A 22420-nucleotide genomic window follows, 5' to 3' on the forward strand; every position below is an offset into this window, starting at 1 on the left:
CCAGGTGAATCAGTTGGCGAGGGCCGCGCCGTCCATTTTCTGGCGCAGGCTCAGCGGGCGCATATCGGTCCACACTTCCTCGATGTAGGCCAGGCATTCTTTCTTCATGCCGCTCTTGCCCACGGTGCGCCAGCCTTCCGGCACGGCCTTGTAGTCGGGCCAGATCGAATACTGTTCTTCATGGTTGACCACTACCTGAAAGAGGATGTCGTCGCGGTCAAATACTGAGGTCATTGCTGTTCTCCGTCGCTCAAAGGCTGGCTGCGCACCACGCGCAGCACTGATATCTGTAGAAACGTACCAAGGGCCTGGAAAATTAGACGCTGGCCACGGCCGCCGCCAAGGCGCGCCCGAAAATCTCGGCCACCTGGTCGACTTCGCCAGGGGTGATCACCAGCGGTGGCAGAAAACGCACCACACTGCCATGGCGCCCGCCCAGTTCCAGGATCAGCCCGCGCCTGAGGCATTCGCGCTGCACCAGCGGCGCCAACTGGCGATGCACCGGTGGGTGGCCCTGACTATCAGGCGTGCCAGTCGGGTCTACCAGCTCCACCCCCAGCATCAGCCCACGCCCACGGATATCCCCCAGGTGCGGGAAGTCGCGCTGCAGGATGCGCAGGTGTTCGCCCAGGCGCTCGCCCATGGTCGCCGCATGGCCTGCCAGGTCGTGATCCTTGAGGTAGCGCATCACCGCCGAGCCTGCCGCCATCGCCATCTGGTTGCCACGGAAGGTCCCGGCATGGGCGCCCGGCAGCCAGGTGTCGAGCCAGTCGCGATACACCACCACCGCCAGGGGCAGGCTGCCGCCAATCGCCTTGGACATGACCACCACGTCCGGGATGATGCCCGCGTGTTCGAAGGCAAACATTTTGCCGGTACGCCCAAAACCACTCTGGATTTCATCGACGATCAGCGCCACCCCCGCTTGCGCGGTGATACGGCGCAGGCCACGCAGCCAGTCGAGGTCCGCCGGGATCACGCCACCCTCGCCCTGGACCACTTCGACAATCACCGCCGCTGGCAGCAACACGCCGGCTTCCGGATCGTTGAGCAGATTCTCCAGATAATGCAGGTTGACCCGCACACCTTCGGCGCCACCCAGCCCGAACGGGCAACGGTAGTCATACGGGAATGGCAGGAACTGCACGCCATTGCCGAGCAAGGCGCCCAAGGGTTTCTTGGGTCCCAGGCTGCCCATCAAACTCAGCGCGCCCTGGCTCATGCCGTGATAGCCGCCCTGGAACGACAGCACGGTGCTGCGCCCGGTGGCGGTGCGCACCAGCTTCAACGCGGCTTCCACCGCATCGGTGCCGGTGGGGCCGCAGAACTGGATTTTCGCTTCTCGCGCCAGCTCCGAAGGCAGCAAACCGAACAGGTCCTGCACGAATTGATCCTTGACCGGCGTGGTCAGGTCCAGGGTGTGCAGGGGCAGTTCGTCGCTCAGCACTTGCTGGATGGCCTGGATCACCACCGGGTGGTTATGCCCCAGCGCCAGGGTTCCGGCGCCGGCCAGGCAATCGATGAACCGACGCCCCTCGACGTCCTCCACGTAGATCCCCTTGGCGCGCTTGAGCGCCAAGGGGATGCGCCGAGGGTAGCTGCGGGCGTTGGATTCCTGCTGGCGCTGGCGGGCCAGCAGCGGACTTTCGTCAAACTGATAGAGCGTTTCCGCGGCCTGCACCGGGGCGTCTTCGATACGGCTGGTAGCGACTGACATCTCTGGATCCCTCAATACGCTGTTGATCGTGACCAAACTGCCGATCCGTTGGCGTCTGGCCCAAGGGCATGCGCACGGATTTCCTGTTGTGGAGACGCTTCAGGTGCACGGGGATTTAGGAAGTTGGTCGGATATTTACCGATTGTGGGGAGATTAAAATGTGGGAGCGGGCTTGCTCGCGAAGGCAGTGTGTCAGTCGCTGCATCGGTTACTGCACTACCGCTTTCGCAGGCAAGCCAGCTCCCACATTTGAACAGCGCTCAGCTCCGAAGCCCGCGGTATTTTTCATTCAGCGCATAAAGAATCGCGCACGTCTCTGCATCCAGGAATCCACAATAATCCCGTGGCCGAAAGTGCATCTGGAACGCCCGGGTGCGCTGCTCAAAGGCCCGGCGATTCTGCGCAGCCTTATACCCATAACGCTGAAACGCCCTCTCCACCTCGACCTCCGGCGGCAAGCCGACACAAAAGCGGCGCTGGTACATCGCCCGCGTCTGCTCATCAAACCAAGCCCCAATGCCGGCTTCATGCAGCAGACGCCAGGGCAGCCGAGGCCCCGGATCGCTCTTGCGCCAGTAGGCCACGTCCGAATGCCCGAGCCAGTCAGTAGGGCCGACCTGCGGATAGCGCTCCAGCAGGTCGCGAAGCAATGCAATCAGTAGGTCAATCTGCGCGGGTGCGTATTGCGCAAAGGTAAAGACGCCCGCGTCATCTCGCGCCAGGTTGACGATTTCAATGCCCACCGAGCGGCTGTTGAGATCCGCCTTCCCCGCCCAATAACTCACGCCGGCGTGCCAGGCGCGCTGGCACTCGTCCACCAGGCGAAACACGCGCAGCTCTTCATAACCGGCAGCACAGTAGCTGGGCTCATCGGGGTCGGGCAGCAGGTAGTGGGCGCTGACGCCCTCTTGAGTGAGGGTGCGTAGCGATGAAGCAAAGGGCGCTGCGGTGTAGTGCACAATCACCTGCTGCACGGATTCGCCGCGGCGGTCGTTGAAATCCCTGGCAGGGAAACTGGTGTCGATCACCAACATAAGAACAGTCCTTTTCAATTCAGGCCGACTCATTCGGCCCGTTCAAGCACAAAAAAATTACCGCCATCCTGAAGACTTGAGCCTCAGGCGGGCGGTAATTATTTGCCACGTGAAAAGGGCAGCTCAGCGCCGCAACGGCATGCCCAGGTCGACCCGCATACCATCGGGCTGGCTGTCGAAGTGCAGCGAGCAGGAGCAACGCTGCACGATCGCCTGGACAATCGCCAAGCCCAGGCCACAACCTTCGCTGCTGCCATTGCGCCAAAAGCGTTGGGTGAGGTATTGCAGGTCTTCGCTGGAGATCTGCTGGCCATGGTCACGCACGCGGAACACCACGTTATCCGGGGTAGAAAACACCTGCAGTTCCACGCGGGTATCGGCGGGGGTATGGCGCAAGGCGTTGTCCAGCAGGTTACGCAAGGCCGCGACGGCAAGGCCAACGGGCATTGCCACTGGAACAGGGGAAAGATCCGGCGCCAGGATCAGATCAATGCGTGAATTGTCGCCGGCGTTGGCATCCTGGATCGCCAACCGGGCGACTTCCTCGGCACTGGATTGCAGGCCATCGTCAAACGACAGGCTGCCCTCCACCCGCGCCAGCAACAACAGTTGCTCCAGGGTGCGATGCAAGCGGTCGGCGCCCTCCTCGGCGTGCGCCAGGGACTGGTCGCGGGCCGCGCCCTCGGTCATGCGCGCGACTTGCAGGTGGGTCTTGATCGCGGTCAACGGGCTGCGCAGCTCATGGGCGGCGTCGCCGGTCAGGCGACGTTCGCGCTCGATGGTCTTGGCGATGCGCTGCAGCAGTTGGTTCTGGGTGTCGAGCAACGGCTTGAGTTCACTGGGCAGCGGGTGAATCTGCAAGGGTTCCAGGGAATCGGCACTGCGCCGCATCAAGGCATCACGCATACGGTTGAGCGGCACCAGGCTCTGGCCGATGCCCAGCCATAGCAGGCACAGGCAGCCCAGCAATGCCACACCGACCGGCACCGACGCCGCCAGCAGGATCGACAGGTTGAGGGCTTCACGCTCCACCTGGCGGTCGGCGGTGGTGATCAGCAAGTCGCCACGGGACAGGGTAAAGCTGCGCCAGCCCACGCCGTCGATGATCTGGTCGCGAAAACCGCTGCGGCGCGACTCCAGCCCTTCCTCCGGCGTGGTATGGCTGCGCGCCAGGATCTCGCCGCGCAACGAACTGACCTGGCAGGCCATGCCGCCCGGCACATTCAGTTGTTCGGTACGCAAATGCGCGCCACCGCTGACGCTGGCCAGGCCCGGCATCTGCTCGGTGAGCCCGGCTACCATGCGCGCCGAAGCCACCAGGCGCTGGTCGAGGGAAAACATCATCTGGTTGCGCAAATCGTTGAGCATCCAGGCGGCCGCCAGCACCCAGATCAGTACAAAAGCGGCGCCCAGCTTGAACGTCAGGCGCAGGCGCAAGCTCATCACGGCGTGTTTTCTCCCCCATCAGCGGTGCCCAGGCGATAGCCCAGCCCCCTGACGGTTTCGACGATGCCATTGCCCAACTTGCGCCGCAGGTGGTGGATATGCACGTTGAGGGCGTTGCTTTCCAGTTCGTCGCTGAAGCCGTAGACGCTGTCCTTGAGCTGTTCACTGGACAGTACGCGGCCCTTGTTGTGCAAAAGCGCCTGCAACAACGCCTGTTCACGCCGGGACAAATCTACCGGCTGGCCGCCGAGGAAGGTCTCGCGGCTGCTGGGGTCGTAGGCCAGGCGGCCATGTTCGATCAGATTGACGCTGCGTCCCGCCACACGGCGCAGCAGGGTTTGCAGGCGAGCAGCGAGTTCACGCAGGTCGAAGGGCTTGAGCAGGTAGTCGTCGGCGCCGGCTTGCAGGCCGTCGACGCGGTTGGTCACCGAGTCCCGCGCGGTGAGGATCAGCACCGGAATGTCCAACCCCTGGCTGCGCTGTTGTTGCAGCAGCTTGAGGCCGTCTTCGTCGGGCAGGCCAAGGTCGAGCACCATAATGTCGAAGGCCGCGGCCTTGAGCATCGCCCGCGCCGCCGAGGCCGTGGCCACGCGCTCCACGGTAAAGCCCTGGGCGGTCAGGCCGGCCACGATGCCACTGGCGATCAGTTCGTCGTCTTCACAGACCAGTACGTGCATGGTTAACCCTTCATGAAAGATGGCGCGATTAGAAAAGCCACGGATTAAGCGCGCATTATGCCGCTAAAGTTCGCAACACCGGACAATCCCTACGCTCTAGAATAGCGGCGGTTAATCATCGGTTAATCAACGCCACACATTGTGTGCCTCACTTGCATCGAACTAAGGCTTGACCATGCGGCATCTGTTTACCTTTCTGCTGGTGTTGTTCGCGGGATTCGCCCAGGCAGCGCCGGGCAGCCCCTTCGAAACCAAACCCGACTTCCTCCCGGTAGGCAAAGCCTTCGCCTTTACCTCCGAACGTCTTGAAAGCGGCGAAACCCAGCTGTTTTGGCAGATTGCCGACGGTTATTACCTTTACCAGCAACGCATGAAGTTCGACGGCCTGGCCGAAAAACCCGTGCTGCCCGAGGGTGAAGCCCATAGCGACGAGTTCTTTGGCGAGCAGCAAGTCTATCGCCAGGGCCTGGAAGTGAAGATCCCCGCCGGCACCACCGGCCAGGTCAAGCTCGGCTGGCAGGGCTGCGCCGATGCGGGTCTGTGCTATCCGCCGCAGTCGATCACCGTGGACCTGGGCGGCAACCCGGCCGTCGCCGCGACCGCGCAAGCCCAGGACCAAAGCCTGGCCAGCGGCCTGCAACAGCGCAGCCTGGGGTGGAGCCTGCTGGTGTTCTTCGGCCTGGGCCTGCTGTTGGCGTTTGCGCCCTGCTCGTTGCCGATGCTGCCGATCCTCGCCGGCCTGGTGGTGGGCAGTGGCGCCAGCCCGCGCCGTGGCTTTGCCCTGGCCGGCAGTTACGTGGTGTGCATGGCGCTGGTGTATGCCGCCCTGGGGGTGATGGCCGCGTTGCTCGGCGCCAACCTGGCGGCGTTGCTGCAAACCCCGTGGATCCTTGGCAGCTTTGCGGCGTTGTTCGTGCTGCTCGCCCTGCCGATGTTCGGCTTCTTTGAACTGCAACTGCCCGCCTTCCTGCGCGACCGCCTCGATAACGTCAGCCGCCAGCAAAGCGGTGGCAGCCTGGTGGGTGCCGGTGTGCTCGGCGCATTGTCCGGCCTGCTGGTGGGGCCGTGCATGACCGCGCCCCTGGCCGGCGCCCTGTTGTATATCGCTCAAAGCGGCAATGCGCTGCACGGCGGCCTGATCCTGTTCGCCATGGGCATCGGTATCGGCATTCCGTTGTTGCTGTTGGTCACTGTGGGCAACCGCTTCCTGCCCAAGCCGGGTACCTGGATGAACGTGCTCAAGGGCATCTTCGGCTTCCTGTTCCTGGGCACCGCGGTGCTGATGATTCGCCCGGTAGTCGGCGACAGCCTGTGGATCGGCCTGTGGGGCGCCTTGGCGCTGGTGATGGCGTACTGTGGCTGGGCGCTGGCCCGTGAGTTCGGCCTGGCGGCCAAGGTGTTCGGCGCCGGTTCCCTGGTGCTGGGCCTGTGGGGCGCGGTGCTGGTGGTGGGGGCGGCCGGTGGCAGCGATGAGCTGTGGCAACCCTTGAAGGTTTACAGCGGCTCAAAGGTCGCCGGTGCACCGAGCGCCCACGATGCCTTCACCACGATCAACGACCCGGCCGTACTGCAAAGCCAACTCGACAGCGCCAAGGCCCAGGGCCAGTGGGTGCTGTTGGACTATTACGCCGACTGGTGCGTGTCGTGCAAGATCATGGAAAAACAGGTGTTCGGCAAACCCGAGGTGATGGACGCGCTCAAAAACGTGCGCTTGCTGCGCCTGGACGTCACCGCCGACAACGCCGCCAGCCGCGAGCTGCTGGGCCGCTACAAAGTGCCAGGGCCACCGAGCTTCGTGTGGATCGGCCCGGACGGTGAAGAACGCCGCGCCCAACGCATCACCGGGGAAGTAGACGCCGCCGCCTTCCTGCAACGCTGGACCCAGACGCGGGACGCTCTCTGATGCTGACCCTTACCATCGGCACCTTCGCCATCGCCCTGAATCACCTGCTGCTGATCAGCGCGCTGATTCTCGCCACCCTGGTGGGCTGGCGCGTGGCCAAGCACGGCGGCGAAAACCCGGAGTCGGTGCTGTTCAGCCTGTTCCTGCTGGGCCTGCTCGCCGCCCGGGTCAGTTTTGTGCTGATGTATTGGAGTTATTACAGCAACGACTGGGTGGAGATGGTCGACCTGCGTGACGGCGGCTTTCTCGCCTGGCCCGGGATCATCGCGCTGATCCTCGGCGCGCTGGCGTACGGCTGGCGTCGCCCGGCCCTTCGCAAGCCGCTCAGCGCCGGGGTGATCACCGGCCTGGTGTTCTGGGGCATGACCAGCCTGTCCCTCAGTCTGTACGAAAAAGGCACGCGCCTGCCGGATATCACCCTGCGCAATGCCAATGGCGAGGTGGTGCAACTGGCGGATTATCAAGGCGGCCCGTTGGTGATCAACCTCTGGGCCACCTGGTGCCCGCCGTGCCGGCGCGAAATGCCCGTACTGGAAAACGCCCAGCGCATGCGCCCCGACGTGACCTTCCTGTTCGTCAACCAGGCCGAAAGCATGCAAAGCGTCAGCACCTACCTGGCCACCCAGGGCCTGACCCTGGACAACGTGCTGTTCGACGCCAGCGGCCGCCTCGGCCAGGCCGTGGGTTCCATGGCCTTGCCGACTACGCTGTTCTACCAAGCCGATGGGCGCCTGATCAACAGCCACCTGGGCGAACTCTCCGAAGCCAGCCTGGCTCGTGCCATGGAACCCTTCGACAACACCACGACAAGGAAACCGACATGCCTCGCCTCCGCCACCTGCTGACCCTGCTGCCTTTGACGCTAGCCGCTACGCTGGCCCAGGCCGAAGACCTGCCGGCCCCGATCAAACAGATCGAAGCCAAAGGTGCCAAGATCATCGGCAAATTCGATGCCCCCAGCGGCCTCACCGGCTACGCCGCCCAGTACCAGAACCGTGGCATGGCCCTGTACCTGACCGCCGACGGCAAGCACGTGATCGCGGGCAACCTGTACGACGCCCAAGGCAATGACCTGAGCACCGCGCCCCTGGAAAAACTGGTGTACGCGCCGATGGCCAAGGAAGTCTGGGCCAAGATGGAAAACAGCAGCTGGATCCAGGACGGCGACAAAAATGCCCCGCGCATCGTCTACCTGTTCAGCGACCCCAACTGCCCGTACTGCAATATGTTCTGGGAACAGGCGCGCCCGTGGGTGAAGGCCGGCAAGGTGCAGTTGCGCCACATCATGGTCGGCATCATCCGCGAAGACAGCCCAGGCAAATCCGCCGCCCTGCTCGCCGCCAAAGACCCGCAAAAAGCCCTGCAAGAACACGAAGCCGCCGGCAAGGGCAGCAAGCTCAAGGCGCTGGAAAAGATCCCGGCCGAGGTCGAGGCCAAGCTTGATGCCAATATGAAGCTGATGGATGAACTGGAGTTGTCGGCGACGCCGGCGATTTTCTATCTGGATGACAAGGGGGGGTTGCAGCAGCAGCAAGGGGCGCCGTCGCCGGAGAAGTTGGTGAAGATTCTTGGGCCGAAGTAATCAGCCCTAAGTTCGTGAACAAGAATGCCTGTGTTAACGCAGGCATTCTCGTCATGGCCCCGATTAAACTTCCTCAACAACCAGCAATGTCACATCAAAATCATTACCCCCCATCCCCAATTGCACATTATCAATACTGAGCCTTACTACAGACGATGACGGAGTAAACACACCTTTTAACGTTCTCCAGATCCGTGTATCCAATAGCGTCGGGGTGACAATTTCTTTTCCCGAAGCGACTAGAGCAATTATCGGCAACGGACGCGCGCCACTGTTATCACGAACGTCGACACTGAACGTGTAGGTACGGCCAATCTCCAGGTCGCTGAATACTTTGAACAACTTCTCTCTCTGAGTAGCCAAGTCTCGAGTGTTGGTATAACCCCAATCAAACAAATAATGTTGACCGCCCACTTGTTTTGGAACCATGTCCCTGGGGTCTGCGGCACCCGCTCCTTTTTGCCATCCATTCCAGCCTTTTTTACTAGGGTCAAAATCAGTTATATCGCTGAATCGTTTGCGTAGCGTCAATAGCAGTGCCGGAAACTCGATCGCATCAGACACACTGGTACTGCCATCAGTGTTCACCTTGAAGACAATGGTCAAAGGTGTCTTATCGCGAAACCCTTCCAGATCGGAACGCGCTAACACACGCTTCAGGCCGTTGTTCACATCAGACAGCGTAATCAACTCATCCGTCATCACGTGAACGGTGTGTGAAGAACCGTCCTCCTTAGTGCCGGTACATTCCAACCAGCCTTTCTGTCCTTCCAGCGCGAACCACCAAGCCCTATCGAAGTTTTCGTCATTGACGGCTATATGTGCATCTGCGGGGAACGTCCGTAGATCCAGGACCCCACCTTGGGCAGCAGGTGACGTAGCCTCTGGCACAACGGGTGTCGGCAACCGGGTCGGCACACTGATCTTCAACGCAAGCGTCTTCGACGGCGCCAGCTTACAAGTACTGGTCACTATGTAATGGATCAGGATGGTTTTACCTGCACCCTGGATCACCGCTTCACGCGGGATCGCGAAATCCACATAGCCCGGATCGCTGTTGCCCGGTTTTGATTCCAACGGCAGGCTCGTACCGTCCGGTTTGACCCACTTCACCCCGATCGTATGAAGGGAGCTAATCCGCTCATACTCCACCCGCACCGTCACACCGTTCCGCCCATTCCAGATGGTCAGTTGATCATCCACCGCTTGGCACACCCTTGGAGGGGGTAGTGTCAAAGCCTCTTGCTCGATGCTGAAAGTCCGAACTCGGAACTCAACGGCAGGCTCCAACGCACACTGGCCATCGAAGTTCGCCGCAAAATGCAGCTCAAACTCGCTGCAATCCGCCAACTTTTGCAGTTTGGTCCTGTCCATCGGCGTATCGACCCCATCGTGTAACCAGGCAGCTTTAAGCGGCACGCCCTCCAACACATAAAAACAATAGTCGCTGCCATCCTCAAGCGTACCGGTTACCCACATCCAGCAACATTGCTTCTCTGCCGCATAATTCCAAGCAGGCACCACCCCCGTCGCATTCCCGCTAAAGTTGTTTAGGTCCAAGGTATTCCCCGTTGCCTGTTCAATGCCTGGTCTGGTCAGGTGTGGCGCAAGTACTTTGATCAAGCGCTCAGGCGAATACTGGGGCTCGTAACTGTTGAATCGAAGGCTGTAGTTCAGCGTCAAGGTCTTGTTGAAAAGGGCTGCGATGATGTCTGGAGCGACATCGAATGACAGGTTCGTTTCGCCGCTCTTCACCTCCTGGCAACCGAGTGCCACAGGCCCGTAATTTGGCCCGGACGCGTAAGCACAGACATGGTCACCTTCATACATGCCTTCATAACTGACAGTGGCATGCCCACCGTTGACCGTGTTGGTGGGATTGACCTGCCATTGGCCTGGAGGCAGCTCCACCGATTCGCGCAAATGGGGTGGGTCCAGATCCTGGGCCGGGTCTACGTGCAAGAGCGAGGTCGTGCGCAGGTGAAAATCCTGGGCATTTAAAGGCAGCGGATTTTCCAGAAGCGGGTTGCCTGGCTCGGGAAACACAGGCGCAGTCTTGTCCCAAATCACCCCCAGATGGGCAGTGATAGACGAATAGTCGTTGAGTCTGGATAACCAGCCTCGCGACAGAGAGAACCTGAAAACGTGATCAGCATGAGCCTCATGAAGCTGTACGACGTGATCCAACGCCACCCATCTGAAGCGATACGGCGTGACATGCTGATTACCCGCGACGGTGACAAACAGGCGCTGGCCCACATAAATCATTGGCCATGCCTTAATGTGAACGGTTTCATCGCCAGTGAAGCTCTGCATCTTCAGCCGCCAGGTGTTCGGCTCCTCCTCTTTGGAATGCGCAAACACCGGCCTTGATACCACCAGGTGCTCCTCCCGGATCTGTTGGACTTTCAACTCCAGTGTCAAGGACTCCAACGCTCGGCCACCTGCATTGGCCGTGTACTTGATCAATACCGTGTGCCCGATGCAGTAACTGATCCAGTTTGCAGGAATATCGACGACATCAACCCCGTTTGCGACAGAAACAGGCTCGAAGGCGGGCTCCTCTTGATCCTTGATCGCCAGGTAGAACGTGACATGGGTGGCATTCGCCGGCAAGGTCAGTGTCGCCGTAGTGCCATCGATCGCATCGATCGGATACAGCACACTGTTATTGGTGGCGTACTGGATAACCGCATAGGGCAACTCCGCTTCAGTCGCTTGCAACACGCCAGAGGCCTGAGCGGAAATAGGTTTTTCAGAGAGCGTTTTTTTAACCACGATAAGACTCCTGTCCAGCGTTAGATCACCGTCGGGCCTGGCCGAGCGGGCCAGAAACTGCGGTTATCTAACACGTGGTTCAGGAAGCTTGCCTACTGTCAAATTTGACAGTTTTACCGAAAAAAATGGGTATTCCAGACCAGCGGCTGGCTTACAACCCCTCCAACTCCGCCATCAAATCACTCAACCGATCCACCTTCTCGGCACTGATCTCATTGGCCGCCAACCCGTCGATATACTCCGCCAGCTCCGCCACCGTGCTGCACTCGAACATCGCCCGCAGCGGCACGTCGCGCTGCAACGTTTTCTGCACCCGTGAAGCGATCTGCGTAGCCAGCAGCGAGTGCCCGCCCAGTTCGAAGAAGTTGTCCCGCACCCCGACCCGTTCGACCCTCAGCACCTCAGCCCAGATAGCCGCCAACGTGGCTTCCAGTTCAGTGCGAGGCGTCACATAGTCCTGGCTGTGCAACTGACCAATCTCCAGGGCCGGCAGGGCCTTGCGGTCGAGTTTACCGTTGGCATTCAGGGGCAGGCGGTCAAGCCATAGCCAATGCAGCGGCACCATGTATTCGGGCAGTTCGGCACGCAGGCGTTGCTTGATGCGCTCCAGGCGCTCGCCAGTGTTCAATGTTGCATCGGCCGCCACCAGGTAGCCAACCAGATGCTTACCATTGACGCCCTCCTGAACCCCGACCGCCGCGTCGCGGATGTCAGGTTGTTCGTGCAGGCGCGCTTCGATTTCACCCAGTTCAATGCGGTAGCCGCGAATCTTCACTTGATGGTCGATCCGACCGACGTACTCCAACACGCCGTCGCTGCGGCGCCGCGCCAGATCGCCGGTACGGTAGAGCCGCTCGCCGGGCGCGCCAAATGGGTTGGGCACAAAGACCTGGGCAGTACGCAACGGATCGCTGACGTAACCGCGACCGACACCGGTGCCAGCGACGCACAACTCGCCCACGGCGCCTTGGGGCACCAGTTCCAATGCGCCATCGAGCAGGTACAAACGGTTGTTGTCGGTCGGCGTACCAATCGGCAGGTAAGTGCCACGGGTCGACGCCAGATCGACGCGGAAGAACGCCACATCATCGGAGCATTCCGCCGGGCCGTAGGCATTCACCAGGCCAATTTGCGGGTAACGCAGCAGCCACTGATGGGCCAGCTCAGGTGGCATGGCCTCCCCGGTCGGCAACATCCAGCGCAGGCCGTCGAGGCGGATACGCTCCTGGGCCAGCATGCCCTGGATCAGCGACGGCACACTCTCCAGCACGGTGATGCCCTGTGCTTGAACGTGGGCCAACAACCCTTGCGGATCATGGGCGATGGTATTGGGCACAATGTCCACACGCGCGCCAAACAGCGGCGCGGCGAGGAACTGCCACACAGAAATATCGAAGCTTTGCGACGCGGTCTGGGCGATCACATCGGCATCGCTCAGGTTCAGGTACGGTACCTTGCTCAATTGGTTGTTGAGCATGCCGCGCTGTTCCACCATCACACCCTTGGGCAAGCCGGTGGAGCCTGAGGTGTAGATCACGTAAGCAAGGTTGTCCGGGCCACTGTAGACACCTGGGTTTTCACCACGGGCGGGAATTTCCTCCCACACCAGCAACTGGCAATCGACACCTTCGAGCAACTCGATGGCCTGTTCACGGCACGCCTCGGTGCACACCAGCAACGGCGTGCGGCTCAGGTCGATGATGCGGCTCAGGCGCTGGCCCGGCAGGCCCGGGTCCAACGGCAGGTAGCCGGCGCCGGCCTTGAAGCTGCCGATGATCATGCCGAGCAAATCCAGCCCACGTTCAGCCAACAACGCCACCGGTTGGTCCAGGCCGACACCCGCCGCAATCAGCGCGTGGCCGAGGCCATTGCTGCGGCGATTCAGATCCTCGTAGCTCCATTGCTGGTCAAGACAACTGGCGGCGATACGCTGCGGATGCTGCGCGACCTGCGCCTCGAACAACTCGATATAGCTGCGTTCCAGCGGGTAGGCATGTGCGCTCTGGTTACAGCCTTCCACGAGGAATTCACGTTCCTGCTCACCCATCAGCGCCAGCTCGTCCATGTCACCATGGAAGCCCTGCACCAGCGCCAGCAACAGGCGCTTGAATTCAGCGAGCATGCCTTGCACGGTGCTTTCGTCGAAATAACGCTGGTCGTAGGACAGGTGCAAACCGAGGTCATCGCCTGGATAGCACACCGCCGTCAGCGGGAAGTTGGTGTGGGTACGGCCAGAATCCGAGGTGGCGTTCAGGCTTTGCGCACGGTCCAGCACCGAGACTTCCACTGGCGCGTTCTCGAACACAAAAAGGCTGTCGAACAGCGGCTGGCCCTTGGGCAGTTCGCTATGCTCCTGGATCGTCACCAGCGGCAGGTATTCGTACTCGCGCAATTGCATATTGCTGTCGAGCAAGGCGCTCAACCACTGGCGCACGCTGCAGCGCTGGCCGTCCTCGGGCAGTTTTACCCGCAACGCGATGCTGTTGATAAACAGGCCGACGGTACGTTGCATCTCGGGCATGTCCACCGGGCGCCCGGCCACGGTGACGCCGAACAACACATCGCGATCACCACTCAAACGCCGCAGCACCAGGGCCCACGCCGCCTGGGCGAAGGTGTTGACGGTAAGCTGATGCGCCTGGGCCAGTTCGCGCAGTAGCGCACCGTCGCGGGCATCCAGGCGGGTGTAGCAGTCGCCCACCACCATGCCGCCGCTGCCACCAGCGTGTTCGCGCAGGAACGGGCGGTCGCTCGGGATCGGCGTGGCGCGCTCGAAGCCTTGCAAGTTTTGCTGCCACCACTGGCGCGCTTCGTTGAGGTTCTGGCGTTGCAGCCAGGCAATGTAGTCGCGGTAGCGCGGCGGCGCGGCCAGTTGCGCATCGCGGCCTTCGCCCAGGGCTGTGTAGATATCGAAGAAGTCATTCATCAGCAGCGAACGGCACCAGGCATCGATCAGGATGTGGTGGTTGCTCATCATGAACCAGTAGCGCGCCTCGGCCACGCGGATCAGGCGCAAGTGGAAAGGTGCTTGATTGAGCAGGTCAAAGCCGGCTTCGCGCTCGGCCTTGAGCAAGGCTTGCAGACGCGGCTCCTGCTCATCCTGCGGGTCGGTGCTCCAGTCCAGGTACTCAATCGGCGTGCTGCCGGGCTTGTGGATCACTTGCAGCATGTCTTCGCCGACGTTCCAGCAGAACGAGGCACGCAAGGCTTCGTGGCGGGCGATCACCGCTTGCCAGGCCTGGGCAAAACGCTCCGGGTCCAGGGCGCTGTTGATGCGGTAGCGGTCCTGCATGTAATACAGGCCGGTGCCCGGCTCCAGCAGGGTGTGCAGCAGCAGGCCCTCTTGCATCGGGGTCAGCGGGTAGACGTCTTCGATGGCGCTGGCGGGTACCGGCAAGGCGTCCAGTTGCACCTGGGTCAGGTGTGCCAGGGGGAAGTCGGACGGCGTGAGGCCGCCGGCATCATCCTGCAGGCAATGGGCGATAAGGCTGTGCAATTCGGCCAGGTAAGCCTCGGCCAGATCGCGAATCACCTGCTGATCATGACGCTCACGGCTGAACGTCCAACGCAGCACCAGCTCGCCGCCGTAGACCTGGCTGTCGATGCTCAGTTCATTGGGCAACGGCGCATCCGGGTCATGGGCCAGACCGGCGGTTTCCTCCAGCGGATGGAACAACGCGTCAGCGCCGAAACTCTGGTCGAACTGGCCCAGGTAGTTGAAGGTGATCTGCGCGCTCGGCAAGGCGGCCATGCTCTGTTTGCACAGGTCATCGGCCAGGTAACGCAGCACGCCATAACCCAAGCCTTTATGGGGCACACCACGCAGTTGCTCCTTGATCGCCTTGATCGAGTCGCCCTGCTCGGCCTGCGGCGTCAGGCGCAACGGATAGGCACTGGTGAACCAGCCCACGCTGCGGGTCAGGTCGATGTCATCGAACAAGGTTTCGCGGCCATGGCCTTCCAGCTGGATCAGTGCCGAGGCCTGCCCGCTCCAGCGGCACAGTACGCGGGCCAGGGCGGTCAGCAACAGGTCGTTGACCTGGGTGCGATAGGCACTCGGCGCCTGTTGCAGCAACTGCCGGGTGCGCTCGGCATCCAGGCGCACGCTGACCGTTTCGGCATCGCTATTGCGCCGTGCGCCTTGGGGACGCTGCACCGGCAAGGCCACGGCCGGGCCAGCCAATTGCGCTTGCCACAGGCTCAACTCTTCGCGCAAGGACTCACTGTGGGCATAGGCTTGCAAGCGCGCAGCCCAATCGCGCAGCGCGCTGGTCTTGGCCGGCAGGCTGACGGACTGGCCTTCACTGAGTTGGCGATAAACGTTTTGCAGGTCTTCCAGCAGGACGCGCCACGACACGCCGTCCACCACCAGGTGATGGATGGCGATCAGCAAGCGCTGCTGGCCTTGCGGCCCGTCCACCAGCAAGGCGCGCAACAGCGGCCCCTGTGCCAGGTCGAGGCTGCGCTGGGTGTCGGTGAACAACGCCGTGCACGCCTGCATGTCGCGCACCTGCGCCTGCAGCAGCACGCCACCTTCCGGCACGCCCAAGTGCTCGGCATGCCATTGCGCGCCACGCGGGGTAAAGCTCAAGCGCAGCGCGTCGTGGTGTTCCAGCACGGCCAGCAGCGCTTGCTCCAGGCGATGGGCATCGAGCAGTTGCAGTGGCTTGAGCACCAACGCCTGGTTCCAGTGCTGGCGAGCCGGGATGTCGGTGTCGAAGAACCAGTGCTGGATCGGCGTGAGGCCCGAGGGGCCGGTCAGCAATCCTTGCTCGGCGATGATGAGCTCCGAGCGAGTCGCCACGGCAGCCAGGCTCTGTACGGTCTGGTGCTGGAACAGGTCACGGGGGCTGAAATGAATCCCGGCCTGGCGCGCCCGGCTCACCACCTGGATCGACAGGATCGAGTCGCCGCCCAGTTCAAAGAAGTTATCGTCGAGGCCCACTTGCTCCACGTTCAGCACCGCGCACCAGATGGCGGCCAGGCTGTGTTCCAGCTCGCTGCGGGGCGCGACGTAGGCTTGGCGATTGGCCTCTGGGTCCGGCTCAGGCAAGGCGCGGCGGTCTAGCTTGCCGTTGGCGGTCAGCGGCATGCTCTGCAGCACGATCAAATGCGCGGGCACCATGTAGTCCGGCAGTTGCGCCTTGAGGTGCGCCTTCAACGCGTCGCGCAAGGCGGCGTGCTCGGCATCGCTGACCAGGTACGCCACCAATTGCTTGCCGCTCGGCGCATCCAGTGCCAGCACCACCGCTTCGCGCACAGCGTCATGTTCGAGCAAGCGCGTTTCGATTTCGCCCAGTTCGATGCGAAAACCGCGGATCTTCACCTGATGGTCGATGCGCCCCAGGTACTCCACCAGGCCATCGGCGCGTTGGCGTACCAGGTCGCCGGTGCGGTACAGGCGCCCGCCCTTGCCAGCAAACGGGTCTGCGACAAAGCGCTCCGCCGTCATCCCCGGCCGCTGGTGGTAACCCTGGGCCAGGCCGGCGCCACCGATATACAGCTCACCGCTGGCGCCCTGGGGCACCAGCGCCAGGTCGGCGTCGAGAATGTAAGCCACGCGCGCGCCGACGATGCTACCGATCGGCACACTGCCAGCGCCCTCCTCCAACTGCTCGGGCGCTTGGCTGGCCAGGGGCATCACCACGGTTTCGGTGGGGCCGTAGGCGTTGAAGAACAGCTGGGGCGTAAACGCCGCACGGATGCGTTGCAGGTGTTCGCCGGTCAAGGCTTCGCCACCGGTGATGCACATACGCACCGGCAGTGTCTGTTGCTGGGTCGCCAGCCACTGCGCCAACTGGCTGCCGTAGCTGGGGGTGAAACCGAGCACATTGATGCGATGGGTACGGATCAGCGCGCAGATCTCTTCGGCATCCCACTGGCCCTGGGCGCGCAATACCACCCGCGCCCCGCACAGCAGCGGCACCAGCAAACGCTCGGTGGCAGCATCGAAGTTGATCGAGTAAAAGTGCAGCTCGCAGTCATCCGGGCGCATATCAAAGCGCTCGATCACTGCCTGGCAATGCATGGCGATCTCACCGTGGGACACCACCACGCCTTTGGGCTTGCCCGTGGAACCCGAGGTGTAGATGAGGTACGCCTGGTGTTGCGCCAGACTCACGAACGGCAGCGCTTCGGCGGGGTAATTCGCCAGCACCGGCGAGTCATCCTCCAGGCACCAGCACGCCACCGTCGCCGGCAACTCACCAAGAGCTTCGAATAGGGCCGCATCACTGAGCAGCAGACCGATGTCACTGTCTTCGATCATGTAATGCAGGCGGTCCAGCGGGTATTCCGGGTCCAACGGCACATAGGCACCGCCGGCCTTGAGGATCGCCAGCAAACCGATGACCATTTCCAGCGAACGCGGCAGCGCCAGGCCCACGCGCACCTGCGGGCCCACGCCACGCTCGCGCAGCATCCAGGCCAGGCGGTTGGCGCGCTCATCCAGTTGCGCATACGAGAGGGTCACACCGGCAAAGGTCAGCGCCGGGGCCTCCGGCCGCTGGCTGGCCTGCTGGCTGAACAGTTGATGGATGCACTGGTCGAGGCGATGCTCGCCCTTCTCCACCCCCAGGCTGTCTTGCAAGGCGCGTTGTTCATCTGCGCTCAGCAACGGCAATTCGCTCAGGCGCTGGCCAGGATCGGCGACCAACGCTTCAAGCAAGTTGCGCCAATGCTCGGCCATACGCGCAATACGCGGCTCGTCGAACAGGTCGGTGCTGTAGGTCAGGCAGCAACCCAGGCGATGGTCGAGGTCGGTGACTTCCAGGTTGAGGTCGAACTTGGTCGCCCGCGCATCGTTGGCCAGGTACTCCACGGTCATGCCAGCCAGTTGGCGGCTTTGCTGGAATTCCCAGCGCTGCACGTTGCACATCACCTGGAACAACGGGTTGTACGCCGCGCTGCGCGGCGGTTGCAGGGCTTCCACCAGATGGTCGAACGGCAGGTCCTGGTGGGACTGGCCCTCGATCACGGTATGGCGCACCTGCTCGAACAGCTCGCTGACCTGCATCTGCCCGTTGAGCTGGCAACGCAGCACCTGGGTATTGAGGAACGCGCCAATCAAGCCTTCGCTTTCCGGACGGATACGGTTGGCCACTGGCGCGCCGATGCGCAGGTCGGTCTGGCCGCTGTAGCGGTAGAGCAACACCGCCAGGGTCGCGGTCATGGTCATGAACAGCGTGAGGCCGTGCTGGGCGTTGAAGGCTCGCACGCGGGCGCCCAGCTCATCGCTCAAATCAAACCGGTACAGCTCGCCCCGGTGGCTTTGCACCGGTGGCCGTGGACGGTCGCCGGGCAATTCCAGCAACGGGTGTTCGTTGCCCAGTTGGGCGGTCCAGTAGTCCAGCTGACGCTGGCGCTCACCGGCTTCCATCCACTGGCGTTGCCATACGCTGTAGTCGAGGTACTGCACCGGCAACGCTGGCAGCGGTGAGTCGCGCTCGTCGATAAAGGCTTCATACAAGGCGCTGAGTTCACGGGCAAAGATGTCCATGGCCCAGCCTTCGGTGACGATATGGTGCAGGGTCAGCACCAGGTAATGTTCCTGCTCGCCGGCCTTGACCAGGCAGGCGCGCAACAGCGGCCCGGTTTCCAGGTTGAACGGCGTGTGCGCCTCGACATCGGCCAGTTGCTGCAAACGCTGCTGGCGCTGCGGCTCATTCAGCGCGGAGAAATCCTGCCAGTCCATGCGCACATTGGTTTGCGCCGAGACCTTTTGACAGGCCACACCATCGACACTTGGGAAAGTGGTGCGCAGGGTTTCGTGACGCATGATCAAGGCCTGCAAGGCGGCCTCGAAACGCCCCACATCCAGCACGCCGCGCAGGCGCGCCATGCCGCCGACGTTGTAGGCCGGGCTGTCCGGTTCCATCTGCCAGAGGAACCACATGCGCTGCTGGGAATAGGACAAGGGGACCGGCTGGCTGCGGTCGACTTTGGCGATGGCAGTCTGTTGGTTGCGCTGGCCCGCCGCCTGGATCAGCCCGACCTGCTGGGCAAAATCGCCCAGCTCGCTGGCTTCGAACAGCGTGCGCAGGGGCAGTTCGACGTCGCAGGCCTGGCGGGTGCGGGAGATGATTTGCGTGGCCAGCAACGAGTGCCCGCCGAGTGCGAAAAAGTCATCGCGCAGGCCGATGCGTGGCAGGCCAAGCACCTCGCGCCAGATCGCGGCGATTTGCAGCTGCAAAGGTGTGTGCGGTTCGACGTGTTCGCGGGTTTGCCATACCGGCTCTGGCAAGGCACGCCGGTCGAGCTTGCCGCTGGGGCTCAGAGGCATGGCGTCAAGGCGCATCAGCAGCGCGGGCACCATGTACTCCGGCAACTCGGCGGCCAGGGCGGTTTTGACCCTTTGCTCATCCAGTTCGGTGTCGGCGGTGTAGTAGCCGATCAACTGGGCATCACGCACCAGCACCACGGCCTGGGCGATGCCGCCCAGGGCCAGCAGGAGCGCTTCGATCTCTTCCGGCTCCACCCGGAACCCTCGCAGTTTGACCTGCTGATCGAGGCGCCCGAGGTATTCGAGGACGCCATCGGCGTTCCAGCGCGCACGATCACCGGTACGATACAAGCGGGCGCCCGCCGCGCCCAGCGGGTCGGCGACAAAACGTTCGGCCGTCAGCCCGGCACGGCCCAGGTAACCCCGCGCCAGGCCGATACCGCCGATGCACAATTCGCCCGGCACACCGGCCGGTAGCGGGTTGAGTTGCTCGTCCAGTACGCGGCAGATCACATTGCCCAACGGCCGGCCAATCGGCGAGCGCTCGCCATCCGAGGCTGCGCACTGCCAGTGGGTGACGTTGATCGCGGTTTCGGTCGGGCCATAGCGGTTGTGCAACTGCACCGCTGGCAAGCGCGCCAGTACGCGGTTACGCAGTTCGGCGGGCAAGGCTTCGCCGCCGGAGAACAGGCGACGCAGGCTGGTGCATTCGGCCACCAGCGGCTCGTCGATAAACAGCTGCAACAGCGGCGGCACGAAGTGCAGCGTGGTCACCCCATGTTCCTGCACAAGCTGCGCGATGCGGTGCGGGTCGCGATGTTCGCCCGGCCCGGCCAATACCAGGCGGCAGCCGGTAATCAGTGGCCAGAAGCATTCCCACACCGACACGTCGAAACTGATCGGCGCCTTTTGCATCAGCACATCGGTTTCGTTCAGTTGATAGGTGGCCTGCATCCACTGCAAACGCTCGGCCAGGGCGCCGTGGGTGTTGCCCACGCCTTTGGGTTGGCCGGTGGAACCGGAGGTGTAGATCACGTAGGCGAGGTTATCGCCGTGCAGGTGCAAGCCTGGCGCCTGGGTCGGCCAGCTGTCCAGATGCAGGCTGTCCATGGCAATCACGCACACGCCTTCGGCGCTGGGCAGTTGGGGGAGCAAGGCGGTCTGGGTGAGCAGCAGTTGCACGCCGCTGTCCTTGAGCATGTAGGCCAGGCGTTCAGCGGGGTAATCCGGGTCCAGCGGCACGTAGGCGCCACCGGCCTTGATGATGGCGAGCAGGCCGATCAGCAGTTGCGGCGAACGCTCGGCGGCGATGGCCACGCACACGTCCGGGCCGACGCCTTTGTCGCGCAGGTAATGGGCCAGGCGGTTGGCCTGGGTGTGCAGTTGGGCGAAGGTCAGGCTGCCGTCCTGCCAGACCAATGCGGTGGCGTCCGACGTTTGTTGGTTGAGCAGCTCGGGCAGCCAGTGCCGGGCCGGCGCGCAGGGGGCTTCGCTCCAGGGTTGCTTTTCGTCAGCCTGCATCAACGGCAGATCACCGATGGCGTGTTGTGGTTGCGCGCACACAGCGTGAAGTAGATGGATGAAGTGCTCGGCCAGACGCTGGATGGTCGCGCAATCGAACAGCTCGTCGGCGTAGTCGAACGACAGGCTCAAGCGCCCATTGCGATCTTCTTCGCTGTGCAGTTGCAGGTCGAACTTGGCTTCGCGGCTGTGCCAGGGCAACTCATCGGCCAGCAGGCCCGGCAGGCGGCGCAAGGCACTGAGGTCGCGCTGCTGGTGGTTGAACATGACCTGGAACAGGCCCTGTTCGCGGGCCTGGGGGAAGGCTTCCAGCAGTTGTTCGAAGGGCAGGTCCTGATGGGCCTGGGCGGCCAATGTGGTCTCGCGGGTGGCGGCCAACAACTGATTGAACGGCAGGCGCCCGTCCAGCTCGGCGCGCAGTACCAGGGTGTTGATAAAGAAGCCGATCAGGCCCTGGGTTTCATGGCGTGGGCGGTTGGCATTGGGCACGCCGATACGGATGTCGCGCTGGCCGCTGTAGCGATAGAGCAAGGTCTGGAACGTCGCCAGCAGCAGCATGAACGGCGTTGAGTCATGGGCCTGGGCGGTCTGGCGGATCGCCGCACTGAGGCGCGCATCCAGGCGCTGGCGATGGCGCGAGGCGCTGTGCCGATGCTGGGCGGCACGCGGGTGATCGGTGGCCAGGTTCAGGGCCGGATGCTCGTCACCCAACTGCGCTTTCCAGTACGTCAGCTGTCGCTGGCCCTCGCCTTCGGCCAGCCATTGGCGCTGCCAACTGCCGTAGTCGGCGTATTGCAAGGCCAGCGGCGGCAACTCCAGGAACTGGCCTTGGGCGGCAGCGGCGTACAGGCGCGAGAACTCGTCGATCAGGATATTCAGCGACCAACCGTCGGCAATGATGTGGTGCAAGGTCACCAGCAATTGGTGCTCTTCGTCGTCCAGGCGCACCAGGGTGACCCGCAGCAACGGGCCTGTTTCCAGGTCGAACGGGCTGCGCGCCTGGTCTTCGCGAACCTCTTGCGCACGGGCTTCGCGCTCGGTGTTGGGCAGGTCGCTGAGGTCGATGATCGACAGTTCGAAATCCGCCGTAGCCTCGACACGCTGAAACGCCTGGCCGTCGCGCTCGTAGAAGCGCGTGCGCAGGGCTTCGTGACGCTGGATCAGTTGCTGGAAGCTCTGGCGCAGTGCGTCTTCATCCAGCTCGCCGCGCAGGTGCAAGGCGCCTGGAATGGTGTAGGCGCTGCTGTGAGGGTCCAATTGCCAGGTGATCCACAGGCGGTTCTGTGCCAGGGATTGGGGCAAGTCTTCTTGACGTGACAGCACGTGGATTGCGCCTTGGGCAACACCGCCATCCTGTTGCAGCTGCGCGACGGCCGTGGCGAAGGCGGCGAGGGTCGGCGCTTCGAACAACAGGCGCAGGTTCAGCTCCAGCCCCAGGCTTTCGCGCAGGCGGGCGACCACTTGGGTCGCGGTGATGGAGTTGCCCCCCAGCAGGAAAAAGTGGTCGTCGCCCGCCACCTGGGCCAGTTGCAGTTGCTCGC

At 62.7% G+C, this 22420-nt stretch carries 10 protein-coding genes; 3 read left to right on the top strand and 7 right to left on the bottom strand.

Features of this window, described 5'->3' with window-relative positions:
* Window positions 1-9: 9 nt before the first annotated feature.
* From RHM69_RS11540 to RHM69_RS11560, 5 genes are all read right to left on the bottom strand, one after another.
* A complete protein-coding gene (locus tag RHM69_RS11540) occupies window positions 10-234 on the bottom strand; it encodes an MbtH family protein (RefSeq protein ID WP_003192847.1) in 225 nt (74 codons plus the stop codon).
* Window positions 235-316: 82 nt separating this feature from the next.
* Window positions 317-1717 (bottom strand): aspartate aminotransferase family protein, encoded by a 1401-nt coding sequence (locus RHM69_RS11545; protein WP_058410218.1) that lies wholly within the window; start codon window positions 1715-1717, stop codon window positions 317-319.
* A 260-nt stretch (window positions 1718-1977) separates the two neighbouring features.
* Window positions 1978-2751 (bottom strand): N-acetylmuramoyl-L-alanine amidase, encoded by a 774-nt coding sequence (locus tag RHM69_RS11550; RefSeq protein WP_058410217.1) that lies wholly within the window; start codon window positions 2749-2751, stop codon window positions 1978-1980.
* A 123-nt stretch (window positions 2752-2874) separates the two neighbouring features.
* The gene (locus RHM69_RS11555; protein WP_014719306.1) at window positions 2875-4194 is read right to left on the bottom strand and encodes an ATP-binding protein; all 1320 of its coding nucleotides are present in this window, start codon (window positions 4192-4194) and stop codon (window positions 2875-2877) included.
* Window positions 4194-4874, bottom strand: a complete 681-nt coding sequence (locus RHM69_RS11560; protein WP_014719307.1) for a response regulator — start codon at window positions 4872-4874, stop codon at window positions 4194-4196. Before RHM69_RS11560 ends, RHM69_RS11555 begins: the two co-directional genes overlap by 1 nt.
* A 175-nt stretch (window positions 4875-5049) precedes the next feature.
* On the opposite strand from RHM69_RS11560, the gene dsbD reads away from it, so the two are divergent.
* Genes dsbD through dsbG form a run of 3 tightly spaced genes read left to right on the top strand, consistent with a single transcriptional unit; the run spans window position 5050 to window position 8359 of the window.
* Window positions 5050-6777 carry a protein-disulfide reductase DsbD gene (dsbD, locus tag RHM69_RS11565; protein ID WP_020302231.1) on the top strand — a complete coding sequence of 576 codons (1728 nt, stop codon included), beginning with the start codon at window positions 5050-5052 and terminating at the stop codon, window positions 6775-6777.
* Window positions 6777-7622: a TlpA disulfide reductase family protein gene (locus tag RHM69_RS11570; RefSeq protein WP_200600105.1), complete on the top strand. Its 846-nt coding sequence runs from the start codon at window positions 6777-6779 to the stop codon at window positions 7620-7622. Before dsbD ends, RHM69_RS11570 begins: the two co-directional genes overlap by 1 nt.
* Complete coding sequence (gene dsbG, locus RHM69_RS11575; protein WP_058410215.1) at window positions 7598-8359, top strand: thiol:disulfide interchange protein DsbG; 762 nt, start codon at window positions 7598-7600, stop codon at window positions 8357-8359. The genes RHM69_RS11570 and dsbG overlap by 25 nt, the downstream gene beginning before the upstream one ends.
* A gap of 63 nt (window positions 8360-8422) precedes the next feature.
* Here the strand turns inward: dsbG and RHM69_RS11580 are convergent, their stop codons facing one another.
* Window positions 8423-11137 (bottom strand): hypothetical protein, encoded by a 2715-nt coding sequence (locus RHM69_RS11580; protein WP_130175211.1) that lies wholly within the window; start codon window positions 11135-11137, stop codon window positions 8423-8425.
* A 151-nt stretch (window positions 11138-11288) separates the two neighbouring features.
* Window positions 11289-22412 (bottom strand): non-ribosomal peptide synthase/polyketide synthase, encoded by an 11124-nt coding sequence (locus RHM69_RS11585; RefSeq protein WP_416151976.1) that lies wholly within the window; start codon window positions 22410-22412, stop codon window positions 11289-11291.
* Between the last annotated feature and the right edge of the window lie 8 nt (window positions 22413-22420).

Origin of the sequence: Pseudomonas sp. CCI1.1 (assembly GCF_034348165.1) — a bacterium.
Taxonomy (GTDB): Bacteria; Pseudomonadota; Gammaproteobacteria; order Pseudomonadales; family Pseudomonadaceae; genus Aquipseudomonas; species Aquipseudomonas paracarnis.